The following is a 14,165-nucleotide window of genomic DNA, read 5'->3' as shown; positions in this document are numbered from 1 at the left end:
TTATGCTTCCTTTTTCACTTTCGGAAAAACAGTCTCTCCGACAACCCAGAGAGTATCTCCTTTTCTCTTTCTTCCAAGCAAAACGATCACAACTATTCCGACAGCAATGATCACCGACGAAAGGACTGTTCCTTCAATTCCAAATCCTACATTGTACGCAAAGCTGTTTGTAGCAGAAGCTGCATCAAGTTTAAAGATTGAAAAATCAAAAACAAGTCCGCTGTTCGGAAGGCCCAGAACTATACTCTGCATGTAGTTCCAACCTGTATGAACGGCAATCGCCATCCACATGCTCTCATAATAATAGATCATAAGGGCCATAAATACTCCGAACAGAACAATATTTAAAAATCCGAGGAATGAAACTTCCGGATTTAAAAGATGCAGAACTCCGAATACCAGCGCATTTCCTATTATCGCAACCCACGGTGATCTGAACGATCTTCTCAGCCTTTGATACAGAAATCCTCTGCACAGTAATTCTTCGCTACCTGACTGAAAAAAAACTGTAATCAAAACAACAAACACTTTGAAAAACTGAAACCTGTTAAAATAAATGGCTATATCTTTGTTGAGTATCGCAACGATTGCGCAAAAAACGTTCATTCCGCCGCCCACAAGCAGTCCAAGAAGAAAAAAAAGTACCGTATTTCCCTTATATTTTTTCCAAAACGTCTTAAGAACAGGTCTGTCAAACTTAACCAGCAACAGGTATCCGATCAAAACGATCCATGATCCGATAGTCCGACCGTAACTACTGACCGCTTCATTAAACGCAAGATCTTCAAATCCCATAATCGGGGAGATCAATACATTGAACAATAACTGACCTGCAATCTCTCCCGCAAGCATAAGCACAAAAAACACCACCGGAAGAATCAGCAGAAAATCATACCACCTGTAGTAGTCATTATGAATCTTATAGAAAAAAGCCTTAAACTTCTCCATGTTGCCCCTCCATTTTCTTTTATCTGTCCAATTAAACATAATATGCCGACGAAATCGAGTCAATAAAAAAACATCCTTCGTTACCTTATAACAGATACATCCATATCTGCATATTCCTCAGTAAGAGAAAAAATTGTATTCACGCCTTCAGTGACATACACTTTTTTGTCCTCGGTAACCATGATAAGGTCAAATGCCGCGATCCCTTTATTACCTGTCGAATACTCCTTATAAAATTTCTCGGCTTTTTCTTCTCCCATTACGAAAAGAGCTGTTGAGAGGCCGTCACAGACCGTTCCGTTTCTTCCAACAACAGTAACCGAGGCAAGGCCGCTCCTTGCAGGCTTTCCCGTATTGGGATCAAGAATATGCCAGTATTTTTCCCCATTTTCTTCAAAAAATCTCTCATATCCCCCGGAAGTTATAACAGCCATATCACTTGTCTCTATAACACCAAGCACTCCGCTCTTACTGTCTTCAAACGGACTTTTGATCGCAACCCTCCACAGATCTCCGTCAGGCTTTGTTCCTATGCACTCAACATTTCCACCAAGATTTATAAGGCCCGATGTCACTCCTTTTTCTCTAAAAAACTCAGCAAGATACGATCCTGTGTAGCCTTTAACCACGCTTCCAAGATCAAGCTGCATGTTGTCGTCTATTCTGACGCTACACTCTTTTTCACCTGCGTAGTCCACATCGATCTTACTGTGATCGACATTTGCAATCAGTTCTTTTATTTCATCATCCGAAGGAACCCTGAACTGCCCTGTAGTAAAGCCCCAGGCCTTAAGAACGGGGTAAACCGATATATCAAGGCTTCCGTCTGTCGCCTCGCATACTTTCAGCGCATCCTGTAAGATCTTTGTTCCATCTTCGGACAATGTGGCACTCTTTTCCTTATTAAGCCGTCCGATCTCACTGTCCTCTTTTGTGACGGAAAGTTCATCTTCTATATTTCTTATACGTTTCTCAGCTTCGGCAAGCAGCGCTTCATCGCCTTGTATTTCAATCTGCATAACGGTATCCATCGCAAAGATTGTTGATGTATTTATTTTATTTTTTGCCCCGCACCCTGTAATAAAAAGCGAGACCATACCGGCTGTCATCGCAATACTCACAAGCTTTTTCTTTGCAGTGCATGTTGTTTTTCTTTCAATATATCTTCTGTTTTCTTTGTTATTTATTCTTTTGTTCATTCTTCCACTCTACTTCTAATCTGTGATTTTTATGATAGTTTGCTTCTATTGTCCGATATCGTTAGCACCTGAGTCAATATAATCTCAACTTTTCACTACTGATAATTTTTATTTATTTCCCAAATTCTTTTCTAATCTTGTATAATGCATTCATACCGATCGAGGAGAAAACAAAAACATCGGTATCGAGGAGGATATGAAATTTATGAAAAAGAGAGTAATTACAAGTTTGGTCTTAACAGCAGCACTTGCTTTCGGAGCACTTACAGGCTGCGGATCAAAAGCAGAGTCACAGACTACAGAGGCTCCTGCAACAGAAGAAGCTACACAGGCTGAAGCAAAAGCTGATTCAGCATCTGACACAGACAAGAAGATCACTGTAGGAGCAACACCCGTTCCTCACGCTGAGATTCTTGATAATATCGTAAAGGAAGTTCTTGCAAAAGACGGATGGACACTTGAGACAGTTGTATTCCAGGACTACGTACTTCCCAATACTTCACTTGAAGCAGGTGAGATTGATGCCAACTACTTCCAGACACTTGGTTATCTTGACCAGCAGAACAAAGACGCAGGTCTTCACCTTACAGCAGTAGCAGGAATTCACATTGAGCCGATGGGTATCTATTCAGAGAAATATACTAAGATTGATGAGATTCCCGACGGTGCAGAGATCGGTATTCCAAACGATCCCGACAACGGTGCAAGAGCACTTGACCTTCTTGTTCAGAAGGGACTTCTTACATCAAAGGGTGCTTTTGGTGAAGATGCAAGCTACACAGAGGATTCTCTTTCAAAAGATAAGGACGCTAACCCTCACGGATATAAGATCACACCTCTTGAGGCAGCTAACCTTCCTCTTTCACTTCCCGATCTTGACGCGGCAGCCATCAACGGAAACTACGCTCTTGAAGCAGACCTTCCGGCTAAGCATCCCGCACTTGATATCGAGGAATTTGACGATGAGACAACAGTAAAGAGAACGAACTTCCTTGTAGTTAAGGACGGTTCTCAGGATTCTGAAAAGATCAAAGCTCTTGTAGCAGCACTTAAATCAGACGAAGTTAAATCATATATTGAAGAGACATACAAGGGAGCAGTAATTCCTTCATTTATTGATCCCCAGTAAACCATTTTAAAAGCCAATAACGTATATGATATACGAAGTGCTCCGTTTCTTCGAAACTCTCGCACTTCTACAAACATTCGGAAAACGCTAATTTACTACGTAAATTGCTAATTCCTCATGTTTGTTAGGGCCGTTAGGTCAAAAAGCTTAACATGCAAGCATGTACGCTTTTTGACTTTCCGCCCCCATATCATACAAATCCTACCTTTCATATATCAAACCTTTTAGATATGACACGTCTCCTTGCCAGTGACGTGTCATATTTGATATTTAGAGGCAGTAATGTAATAATAGATTAGCGCCGGGAACGCTTATAGAATTTTCCTAATATAATAAGACAGGTGGTCTTACTATCTATGATACAAATTAAGAATGTCAAAAAAACTTTCAACAAAACCGAGGTACTTAAAGGTGTAAATATCGACATCGAAAAAGGTGAGATATTCGGAATCATCGGTCAGAGTGGTGCCGGTAAATCCACTCTTCTTCGTTGCATAAACGGCCTTGAATCTTATGATGAAGGCGCGATCGTTGTTGACGATGTAACCGTCGACATCAAGAACAAAAAAGTTCTTCGAAATCTTCAAAAGAGAATGGGCATGATATTTCAGGGTTTTAACCTCCTTGAAAGACTCGACGTATATCACAACGTTGCTCTTCCCATGAAATTCTGGGGAATTCCCACAAACACTCCGGAAGCAAAAGAAAAAATCCTTAATCTTATAAAACTCGTCGGCCTTGAAGAAAAAGTACATTCAAAGCCAAAGGAACTCTCAGGCGGTCAGAAGCAGCGTGTCGCAATAGCAAGGGCACTTGCGCTCGATCCCGATTTTCTTTTGTGCGACGAAGCAACAAGCGCACTCGATCCGGAGATTACAAAGGGCATCTTAGCTCTTTTACAAAAGATAAATAAAGAAATGGGCATCACGATCATAATCGTCACTCATCAGATGGAAGTCGTTAAGCAGATCTGCCAGAAGGTTGCATTTCTTAGCGGCGGCAAAGTGCTTGCAATAGGCAAACCTGAACAGCTCTTTGTATGGCCCAAGGAACAGGAAATGCGTGAGTTCCTCCGCGAAGAAAGTGACAAGCTTCCCTCAACGGGAGTCAATTTAAAGCTCTTTTTCTTCGGAGAAGGCAATCAGCGCCCTATCGTAACCGAGATGGCAAGGGAGCTTCAGACAAACTTCAACATTTGCTGGGCCAAGCTTGAAGACTTCAGGGAGGACGTCTACGGAAGCCTCGTCCTTAATATGGATGAAAAAGATCTCGAAAAAGCATGTGCTTTTCTTGACAGCAAAAACGTAACCTGGGAGGTAATCAAATAATGTCGGGAATTTTATCTGATGCAGGCATGAGCTCTGTTATAATGACTGCCTTTAAACAAACTTTATACATGGTATTCTGGTCAACACTTTTTTCGGTGATAATAGGATTTATCCCCGCCATAATACTGACACTTACAGCTCCTGACGGACTTAAGCCAAACAAGATCGTATATGAGATCTTAAGCTTTTTGGTAAACGTATTCAGAAGCTTCCCCTTTATCATCCTTCTTGTAATACTTATTCCGTTTACAAGAGCGGTTGTCGGAAAATCAATCGGAACAACGGCATCGATCGTTCCTCTTACGGTATCGGCAATTCCCTATATCGCAAGAGTGTTTGAGACAAGCCTTCGCGAGACCAATCCCGGAGTTATCGAAGCCGCAAGATCTTTTGGCGCTTCAAACTTCCAGATCCTTATGCGCGTTTATGTAAAAGAATCTATTCCGAGAATGCTAAACGGTGTGATACTTCTTATCATCTCACTTATCGGCTACTCCGCAATGGCAGGAACTGTCGGAGGCGGCGGTATCGGTGATATAGCGATCCGCTACGGCTACCAGCAATACAAGACTGAATATCTTGTCGTTTGTTCAGTTGTACTTATAGCATTTGTTCAGTTCATTCAGATGCTTGGTAATTACATGTACAAAAAAATGAGCTAAATCACGGATTAAATTGGGACAGTGAAGGTTTTTTCCACCATCACTGTCCCATCAAATATAGACTTACATAAAAACATTTCGCCAGCGCGCGAGCGTTGTTGCGAAAAAAGTTTCTACCATTAAAGGACCGACTCATGAGTAAGCTTGATTTGATGAATCTCGGAGAACTGTATAGAGAGCTTAGAACTGCTCGCGGACTGAAGATGAAGGATATTGCCGGCAAAAATATTTCACAATCTCAACTGTCAAAATTTGAGACCGGCCAAACAATGCTTTCAGCCGACAAATTGCTTGTCGCAATTTCTTCAATTCATATGAGTTTTTCGGAATTTGAACATGCATACAACCAATATGAGAACAGCCCTTTTTTTCGCCATTCAAAAGAAATCTCCGATCTTCATTCAGCCAAAGATATTGATGGGTTAAATAAGCTTCTAAAAAATTATGATAAAAGCTCTGAAGCCTATGATATTTATAATCAGCTCAACAGATTGGTTATAAAATGTGCTGTCTATGACCTGGATTCAACAAATACAATATGCAAAGAAGACATTGAACTGCTGACCAAATACCTATATAGCATTGAAAACTGGACAGAATACGAGTTGTATATTTTCGGCAACACGCTACACATATTATCCGAAAGCGACCTTATTTTCCTGGGAAAAGCATTTATTGAGCGCGCTTCATTGTATCTATCAATTCCCAATAATAAATTTCATACCCAGTTAGTCCTTCTGAACATCATCATAACTTTGTTATACAAAAAACAAGGATATTACGCAGATTACTTTATGAAACATTTGGATAAAATCCTCACTTACCAAGATATGTTTGCAAAGACAATACTTATCTTTTTGCAGAAAGTTCTTGATTATCAAGAAAAAAGAGTAACTGATACTAAGAATCTGGAAGAATACATTTCTCTTATAAAAGCAACCGGGCATGACGAAGTTGCTGCATTTCTTCAGGAAAACTTAGATGCTTTCATAAGTATCTCATAAATAACAACTAATCTTCTTGCAATTCTTTTTTGCCAACGCTAAACATATGACAAGTAAAATTATCGAGTAAATAATAATGCCCCAATAGGCATAATTTATATTAAAAGTCGCCAACATAGGAAACAACAGACTCGTAACAGGCGGTGCTATAACAAGCAATGCATTAATACATGTAATGATCCCGCCAATTCTTTCTACCGGATAGCGATTTACCACTTCCGCAGAAAAGCGCGGTGCCACAATACCCAGCAAAAATGCAATACAGCTATTGGCTATCATGATTATCCATATGCTATCGATCACAAAACCAACACCGACAAATAATATCATCACATCTGACAAAATATTGATATTGAAAATTGAATGTCTTTTAAAAAATTTGGTCGTCATAGCATTTCCAAATATCATAAATACAGTAATTATCCCGGATAACAAAGATATCTTTACCGGATTACTCAAACTCATCATCTCATTGTTTGTGTTTATAAATAGCGCAAAAACAGGTGTCAAGCCTCCAAAAAATCCATTTAACATTGCCAATTGGATCAGGTTCCCCAATAAAACATTATCAGAGCAAAACGATCTTATATTATCCTTAACTGCCGAGAACATATTTCCATTCTCAAGCGTTTTTATCTTCTCTTCATGTCCTTTTAAAGACGGACCGACTCCCAAATACATAATTGCAACCAACATAAAAACAGCTGCATTTATAAATGCCAAAGAACTTTCTCTGAAATATGCCAATAATGATGCACCTATAAATGTTGCCAGCACACTTACCAGTTGCGTTCCCAAGCTCACAATTCCTTGTGCCTGTTCCATATCTTTTGCTTGTACTAAGATTTTTGTAAATGGCGAAAATAGTGCCGAAGCATAATTCCCACTTATATCGGACAAAAAATTCAATCCGGCTGCAAATAATACCAAGATCAATGTCGGCGAATTCCTGAAAATCAATCCAATCCCAATATACATAGCCATTCTGAAATAAGAACAAAAAACCAATAATCTCACTTTATTCTTTTGCTTATCGGCAACAACTCCAAGAAATAAACTGAGCAAAATCGGAAGTGTCTCTGAAGCAGACACGATCATAACCGCTATGCCACCGCTTGGCAATGAAGTTGCTATCGTAAGCATAGCCGTATAAAATAATCTGTCTCCTACTTTTGATACAAGATTAATTCCGGCCAACTTTGAAAAAAGCTTATTATTCCTTATAAATTCAATCATCTTCTCGCCTTTACCCCACTATATATTTACCGCAAGCGGCTGAGCTTGTGCCCTTTTTCCTTTAAAACTGAATATAGTGTAGCACCGCAAAAATTGTTTTCTTCAAATATTCATATGTGAATATTTTAGGAAATTAAAAAATCGGGGAAGATGTAGATAATTGTCTTATCTACATCCTCCCCGATTGCCGTTATAGTTATATTGTTTTTGTTAATTATATTGTTTTAGTTTCTCAATAAAGGTCTGAGCCATATCGCTGAGGTCACTGCCCTTTCGAATGATATAGCCAAGCGTTAATGTCTCTTCTTCCTTGAGTTTTATGTGATGAATCTCGGAAGTATTAAGACTTTCACCAAGCATGGCTGCACCTACCGCATAACCGTTAAGGCCAAGCATAAGTTCTACGGATGTAGCTCTTTCATTGGTGCTTATCACTTTCTTATAATCATAGGTTGCAAGCGCTTCCTCTCTGTAATAGAAGGATGTGTTGTCGCCCTGATCGAATACCATGCACGGATAATCCTGCAGATCTTCGAGTGAAATCTCATCTCTGTCTGCAAGAGGATGATCTTTTCTGAGATATACGTAAGTCTCTCTTGTAAAGAGTTCATGAAATTCAAGAGATGCATCCGCAAAAATCTTTTTGAACATGTTTCTGTTAAATTCGCTGAGCGCAATAACTCCGACTTCACTTCTAAGACTCTTAAGATCGTCTATGACTTCACTTGTCTGAGTTTCTCTTACAGAGAACTGATACTCCTCAAGATCGTATTCTTTTACTGTATCAATAAACGCATTTACAGCAACAGTGTAATGCTGCATGGAAACTGAGAATGTAGGCTTATCGACTTTGGCATTTATGTACTTGTCTTCAATTTTCTCAAACTGCTCAACCGCGCTTCTTGCATAAGCAATAAACGCGCCGCCTGCAACAGTTGTCACGACGCCGTTATGAACTCTCTGAAAAATCTGGATTCCAAGTTCATTCTCAAGGTCTCTTACCGCACTTGAAAGTCCCGGCTGTGAAACATAAAGTCTGTCAGCCGCCTTTCTCATTGAGCACTCCTCATCAATCGCAATTACATATTTAAGCTGCAAAATAGTCATATGCATAATCTCCAAAATGAATTTTTATACATAATAACATATTTTTGCATTTACTCAAATCACATACTCATCCTGAGGAATGATTCTTGATAAAAACTGCCTTGTACGCTCTTCTTTCGGCCTATAAAAAATTTCTCCGGGCTTTCCTTCTTCAACCACGACTCCGCCGTCCATAAATATAACTCTGTCTGCGACATCCTCTGCAAAAGACATCTCGTGTGTCACAACGATCATGGTTATTCCCGTCTTTGCCACTTTCTTGATAACTTCAAGAGTCTCACCCACAAGTTCGGGATCAAGGGCAGATGTGGGCTCATCAAAAAGGATCACTTCAGGCTTTAGAGCCACAGCCCTTGCTATTCCTACTCTCTGCTGCTGTCCGCCGGATAGCTGTGATGGATAAGAATCTTTCTTTTCAAGCATCCCAACATTTTGAAGGACTTCCTCTGCAATCTGCTGCGCTTCGTGCTTACTCTTTTTCTGAACCTGAACAAGTCCTTCCATTACATTCTGAAGAACAGTCTTGTGAGCAAACAGTCCGTAGTTCTGGAACACAAAGCCTGTATGTCTTCTCATGTACAGAATATCTTTTTTCTTGGGGTTCTTAAAATTTATGATCTTATCGGAAAACTTCATGGTTCCGCTGTCGGCCTTCTCAAGAAAATTTATACTCCGAAGAAGCGTAGTCTTTCCGGAGCCGCTTGGCCCCAGTATTACTACCACTTCTCCGTCATCTACTTTTATCGAAACATCCTTAAGAACTTCCTGTTTCCCAAAGGATTTTTTTACACCTGTAAGTTCTATCATCGCCGCACCTCCTCTGTTCCAAACACAATGTCATTGTGTGCATTAATATGCTCATATTTCCTATGCTTTCAGCCTGTCGCCACTTGCTTTAAATATTTTCCGCTGTTTTTCTCAGCCAGGTATCCTATCACCTCTATACCGATTCCTATAAGCCAGTATACAAGCGCTGCTGCCACATATCCTTCAAGATAACTGTAATACAAAAGGCTTGGCAAAAGAGCTCCTGTCATGATCTCAATGACTGAGATAGCGCTCACAAGATTGGATGCCTTCAATAGTCCTATCAGAGAATTCTGTAAACCCGGAAGTAATATTGGCACCATTTGAGGATAGATAACTCTTGTAAGTGTCTTGAACTTGCCAAGACCTATACTGTAGCCCGCTTCAAATTGCACCTTGTCTATTCCTCTGAAAGCACCTCTTACGCTCTCACTTACAGAACAGCTTGTCCCAAGGATAAGTACAAAATAACCTATTATGATCGGATCAACTTCGCTGATGGGCACTGTAATGTGAAGTACATTTGCCACATCTGCATAGCATGTCATAAATATGATGTTATACAAAAGAATTGCCACCATAGTGGGTAGTCCCAGATATACAGTCACAAACACCGCAAAGATCTGTGAAAGAACAGGTACCTTGTAATACCTTATCGTCGCTATGATTGTTCCAAGAACCAGACTTACAACAAAGGTGATTGCAGTAAGTTTGATGGTTACCGGAGCATAGGCTAGTGCTGACACAAGAGACTCCCAAAAACTTGATACACTAAAACTCATATCCCAACTCCTTAAACAAGTTTAACCTCTCCACCGCTCAGTTTCTTTTCTATTAGAAGAAAAGCTCCTTTTAACAGTAAGCTAAACGCAATATATATAAGTGCTGCCGCAACATACCCTTCAATAGTGTGGCCGGACGCCGCACCAATTGTCTTAGCTCTTCCCAAAAGATCTACGACTCCAAGCATAAATACAAGTGATGTATTCTGAAAAACTCCTATGAGGTCAACGCCATAATGCGGAATTGCCACCTTAAAAGCTTGCGGGAGCACAATCCTTACAAAGGTTTGTGCCCCCGTCATTCCTATAGAATATCCTGCTTCCGACTGAACCGCAGGTACAGATGTTATGGCTCCTCTAAATATCTCTCCAAGGAAAGCCCCCTCATTCAGAATAATCGCTATTTCTACAAATATCACGGGTTCAAGTCTGTTTAGATTGATCCCGAAAAGATTTAAAAATACTGTGCCGAGTACTATTGGGATTCCGTAAAACGCGATCATCATCTGCACCAGGAGCGGCGTACCCCTCATAAAGGATATATACAATCCCAGTAAACCGCTTACCACAGGTACTCTATGTAATCTAAGCACTGCTACAAATACGGCCAGTAAAGTGCCAAGAAGCATTGACCAAAAAACAATGTGAAGATTAACAGGTAAACTTGAAATCACTTTAGGAAAGACATGTATAAATCTTTCAATACTAAAATAATTTCCCATATCTATTTATTCCTCTTCTGTAACGTCGTATCCAACCCACTTAATTGCAAGCTCAGAAAGCTTTCCGTTTTCCTTAAGTGTCTTAAGAGCTCCGTCTACCGCATCTCTAAGTTCTGTCTCATCCTTGCGATACAGATAATAAGTCTTTGAATTGTTGATGGGTTCGCCTACAGACTTAAGCCATTCTTTTCCGTCATCGCTGAAGTTAGTATTCATCTTGATAACATCGCTCTTCTTAAGTACGGATGCTCTTGCTGCTCCTGACTTAAGTGCAGCAGCTGCTTCTTCATCTGAGCTACCCTCTGAGGTTACAAGAACAACTTCCTGCCCCGGATGCTCCTCGTTCCACTTTGTAAGGATCTGAGTTGTGGCACTTGTTGAACCACCGGTTCTGATCTTCTCACCTGTAAGGTCTTCAAGGCTTTTAGCGTTATCATCTATAAGAACTGCAAGGTAAGTGATATATGATGTGTAAGACTCTCCTGAGAAAAGATATTTCTCTTCCCTCTCAGGTGTGTACTCATACTGATGTGCTGCAAGATCAATCTTTCCTGATTCAAGTGAAAGAACCAGCTGATCGAATGCCATTGACTGATACTCAAATTCATACTGAGGAAGTAGCTCGTCGATTTCCTTTAGTACGTCATACTCATAACCAACAGCATCTCCGTTTTCATCTATATAGCAGTAAGGATTGTAATTGGTTCCCGATCCTATAACTATCTTCTGCACCTGCCCGCTTCCTTCGCTCTGTGCTTCGCCTTCTATATTATCTTCTGCTGCCTTTACTTCAGTATCAGCTCCCTGTGATGCCTTTCCGCATCCTACTGCAGATAACATCATTGCGCCTACAAGCACTCCCGATAACAGAATATTTTTAATTGTTCTTTTTTTCATAATCGTCTCCTCTAGCTAACCTGAAATCAAAAGTTCACATGAGAAAACCGGAGATTACTGGTCCGCCTAATGGTGACGAACCACTAACCTCCGGTTGTCCGGTCAGTAAACAAATGAGTTTGCTTTATGTATTCGCTTTTGTTGAACTTAATATACAATAGCCTCCCTATTAGCACAATTACGCTAAACTTTAGGGAGGCTATAACTAAAAGTTATTATCGGAATGTTACTTCTTTATTTATCCCAGCCAAGGGCTGCTCTCTTGTCTTTCATATCCTGCACGATTTGTTTTGCAAGTGCGACAGGATCCGTGTTTACATTCATTGTTGAGCCAAGGAGCTCTTTTGTACCATATTTCAAGAACTCAATTACATTCTTTGATCCAAAGATCGGAGCCTCAACACAGTGATATGAGCTTATGCCGTTTAGTCTAAAGCCGAGCGCTGCGTCGATTCCCTTTTCATTGCCCCACTCGGGAGATGAGAATGCAAACGGAAGCTCATAAAGGTTCTTTCCAAGTACGCCTGCAATTCCCGCAAATATGCCTGTAGAGCGCGTATTATCTATGCACTCTCCGACATGCCATACGGGCGGAAGGTCGGGCTCAAGAAATTCTCTTAAGGATTCTCCTGCCTTTTCTTTTCCAGAAACCGCACAGTAACCAAGCTTCATCAGCGGGAAAGATGCACATCCGTTGGTAATGATAAGAACGTTATTCTTAAGAAGTTCATCGGCCACATCAATAATGCACTTCTCATAAAGAACCTTGGGGTTGTTGCATCCGACCATATTTACCACGCCGAGGATCTGTCCTGATTTAATTGCTTCGGCAAGAGGTTTCATACTTCCGAATCTTTTGTGAACATACTCAACAGAGAATCCGACCTCTGCTTCAACCTCATACGGAGGAATATATACGGGCATTCCTTTTCTGATCTCAAAGCTTTCGATGGCACGTCTTACAATTTTCTCTGCAAGTTCTTTAGTCTGTCCTATATTGCTGTGGTGATGATCGTACTCATATCTCTCGGCGCCGGGGAGACGTGCGGAATCACTTGTCGTAACCACAACAGTCTTAAAGCACTTGGCAACATCCATGATCGAGGGGAATACGTCCTGAACATCCGCAACCCACAGATCGAGGGCTCCCGTTCCAAGTACAAGTTCTGCAGAAACGGCATTTGAGAGCGGAATAACACCGCTGTCTCTGTACATTGCAGAAAGTCCCGAACAGCAGATACCGTAAAATCTGATACCCTTTGCACCTTTGGATTTGGCAAGTTCGATAAGGTCATCTCTTTTTCCTGCCGCAACAATCTGGCTTACAAGTGTAGGAAGATGGCCGTGTACCGCAATATTCACATATCCTTTCTCAAGCGCACCGATATTGACCTTGGATGTAACTCTGTCGCCGACGCCAAACAGTGCATCGGTCGCAATTCCAGCTCCGACAACACCCGAAAAAGTAAAAGCAAGTCCGCATCTGAGGAATTGCTGCATAATACTCTTCCAGTCACCATCCGTTGCACATCCCGACTTATGATATGCTTCAAAAACTTCATGATATGCACTAATGGGAAGAATATCCAGATCCTCCCATACCTTTTGTCTCTCGGGAAGTGCACATGCCTTTATTGTCTTATAGTCATCGGGAACGCTTCTTGACATATCCTCAAGTAATGCATCCGCAAGATCTTTTGCAACATTTTTAAGCTGCCTGTTCTTTTGCTTTATTCCGAAAGCTTCCGCCGTGCTTCTTATCTTTTGCTCGCCGAGAATAGGAATATCAAGTTCACCCTCAGCAACTTTTTTCAAAGTAAGCATGACTTCTCTTGCATGCATACCGTGCTGGGCCGCTCCCGAAGCCGCTGAACGAAGCAGATTTCTTGCAACGATAAGATCTGCATCCGCACCGCAGACACCTCTCTGTGCCTTCGCTGTTATATGACAAGGTCCCATGTTGCAGATCTTACAACATGTTCCGCTAAGTCCGAACGCACACTGAGGCTTTTGAGCATCAAATCTGTCAAAAGCCGTATCTATTCCAATCTGCTCCATCCTAAGGATCATCTCCCTTACAGCCGGATCGGGTGTATTGTCAATTACATCCTGCTTTGACGGAAATGTCTTTCTGTATTCCGCTACAGCACTCATATAATCTTTTGTAAAATCCTCGGGACTGCTCTCTCCGCCATGATCGCTAGCCTTAAGTGTCACTGTCGGAATGCCGTGCTCATCAAAGCCGATCAGATTTCTGTGTGAATGAATGTGTTCAAGACCGTTTTTGCCATGATGATGGTGATGTTCGTGTTCATGTTCATGTGAATGTGTGTGGCTCATTTTC

Annotated in this window: 13 protein-coding genes; 4 read left to right on the top strand and 9 right to left on the bottom strand. The window is 41.0% G+C overall.

Going from position 1 to position 14,165, the window contains the following annotated elements; translation table 11 throughout:
• Both BLP87_RS06685 and BLP87_RS06680 read right to left on the bottom strand, forming a co-directional pair.
• Positions 1-948, bottom strand: coding sequence for a CPBP family intramembrane glutamic endopeptidase (locus BLP87_RS06685; RefSeq protein WP_074461990.1), 948 nt, complete (start codon positions 946-948; stop codon positions 1-3).
• Positions 949-1,028: 80 nt separating this feature from the next.
• Positions 1,029-2,147 carry an FAD:protein FMN transferase gene (locus BLP87_RS06680; protein ID WP_242871823.1) on the bottom strand — a complete coding sequence of 373 codons (1,119 nt, stop codon included), beginning with the start codon at positions 2,145-2,147 and terminating at the stop codon, positions 1,029-1,031.
• Positions 2,148-2,352: 205 nt separating this feature from the next.
• On the opposite strand from BLP87_RS06680, the gene BLP87_RS06675 reads away from it, so the two are divergent.
• The 4 genes from BLP87_RS06675 (at position 2,353) to BLP87_RS06660 (ending at position 6,270) form a co-directional block, all read left to right on the top strand.
• Complete coding sequence (locus tag BLP87_RS06675; protein WP_074461989.1) at positions 2,353-3,276, top strand: MetQ/NlpA family ABC transporter substrate-binding protein; 924 nt, start codon at positions 2,353-2,355, stop codon at positions 3,274-3,276.
• Between the two features lie 356 nt (positions 3,277-3,632).
• Positions 3,633-4,604 (top strand): methionine ABC transporter ATP-binding protein, encoded by a 972-nt coding sequence (locus tag BLP87_RS06670; protein WP_026655899.1) that lies wholly within the window; start codon positions 3,633-3,635, stop codon positions 4,602-4,604.
• On the top strand, positions 4,604-5,266 hold the full coding sequence (locus BLP87_RS06665) for a methionine ABC transporter permease (RefSeq protein WP_330390005.1): 663 nt from the start codon (positions 4,604-4,606) through the stop codon (positions 5,264-5,266). Before BLP87_RS06670 ends, BLP87_RS06665 begins: the two co-directional genes overlap by 1 nt.
• 134 nt (positions 5,267-5,400) lie before the next feature.
• Positions 5,401-6,270, top strand: coding sequence for a helix-turn-helix domain-containing protein (locus BLP87_RS06660; protein ID WP_074461988.1), 870 nt, complete (start codon positions 5,401-5,403; stop codon positions 6,268-6,270).
• Here BLP87_RS06660 and BLP87_RS06655 read toward each other — a convergent pair.
• The 7 genes from BLP87_RS06655 to cooS form a co-directional block, all read right to left on the bottom strand.
• Positions 6,265-7,506 (bottom strand): MFS transporter, encoded by a 1,242-nt coding sequence (locus BLP87_RS06655; protein ID WP_074461987.1) that lies wholly within the window; start codon positions 7,504-7,506, stop codon positions 6,265-6,267. The two genes, BLP87_RS06660 and BLP87_RS06655, sit on opposite strands and share 6 nt — an antisense overlap.
• A gap of 210 nt (positions 7,507-7,716) precedes the next feature.
• Positions 7,717-8,613 (bottom strand): LysR family transcriptional regulator, encoded by an 897-nt coding sequence (locus BLP87_RS06650; RefSeq protein ID WP_074461986.1) that lies wholly within the window; start codon positions 8,611-8,613, stop codon positions 7,717-7,719.
• Positions 8,614-8,667: 54 nt separating this feature from the next.
• Complete coding sequence (locus BLP87_RS06645) at positions 8,668-9,420, bottom strand: amino acid ABC transporter ATP-binding protein (RefSeq protein WP_074461985.1); 753 nt, start codon at positions 9,418-9,420, stop codon at positions 8,668-8,670.
• Positions 9,421-9,488: 68 nt separating this feature from the next.
• Entirely contained in the window at positions 9,489-10,202 is a 714-nt protein-coding gene (locus BLP87_RS06640; protein ID WP_074461984.1) for an ABC transporter permease subunit, read from the bottom strand.
• A gap of 11 nt (positions 10,203-10,213) precedes the next feature.
• On the bottom strand, positions 10,214-10,924 hold the full coding sequence (locus tag BLP87_RS06635; protein WP_026655904.1) for an amino acid ABC transporter permease: 711 nt from the start codon (positions 10,922-10,924) through the stop codon (positions 10,214-10,216).
• A 6-nt stretch (positions 10,925-10,930) separates the two neighbouring features.
• Positions 10,931-11,821, bottom strand: a complete 891-nt coding sequence (locus tag BLP87_RS06630) for a transporter substrate-binding domain-containing protein (RefSeq protein WP_026655905.1) — start codon at positions 11,819-11,821, stop codon at positions 10,931-10,933.
• A gap of 234 nt (positions 11,822-12,055) precedes the next feature.
• Entirely contained in the window at positions 12,056-14,161 is a 2,106-nt protein-coding gene (gene cooS / locus BLP87_RS06625; protein ID WP_074461983.1) for an anaerobic carbon-monoxide dehydrogenase catalytic subunit, read from the bottom strand.
• Between the last annotated feature and the right edge of the window lie 4 nt (positions 14,162-14,165).

This window comes from Butyrivibrio hungatei, from assembly GCF_900101605.1.
Lineage (GTDB): Bacteria > Bacillota > Clostridia > Lachnospirales > Lachnospiraceae > Butyrivibrio > Butyrivibrio hungatei_B.
The sequence above is the reverse complement of the archived record's forward strand: the minus strand, read 5'-3'. Positions and strand labels throughout refer to the sequence as shown.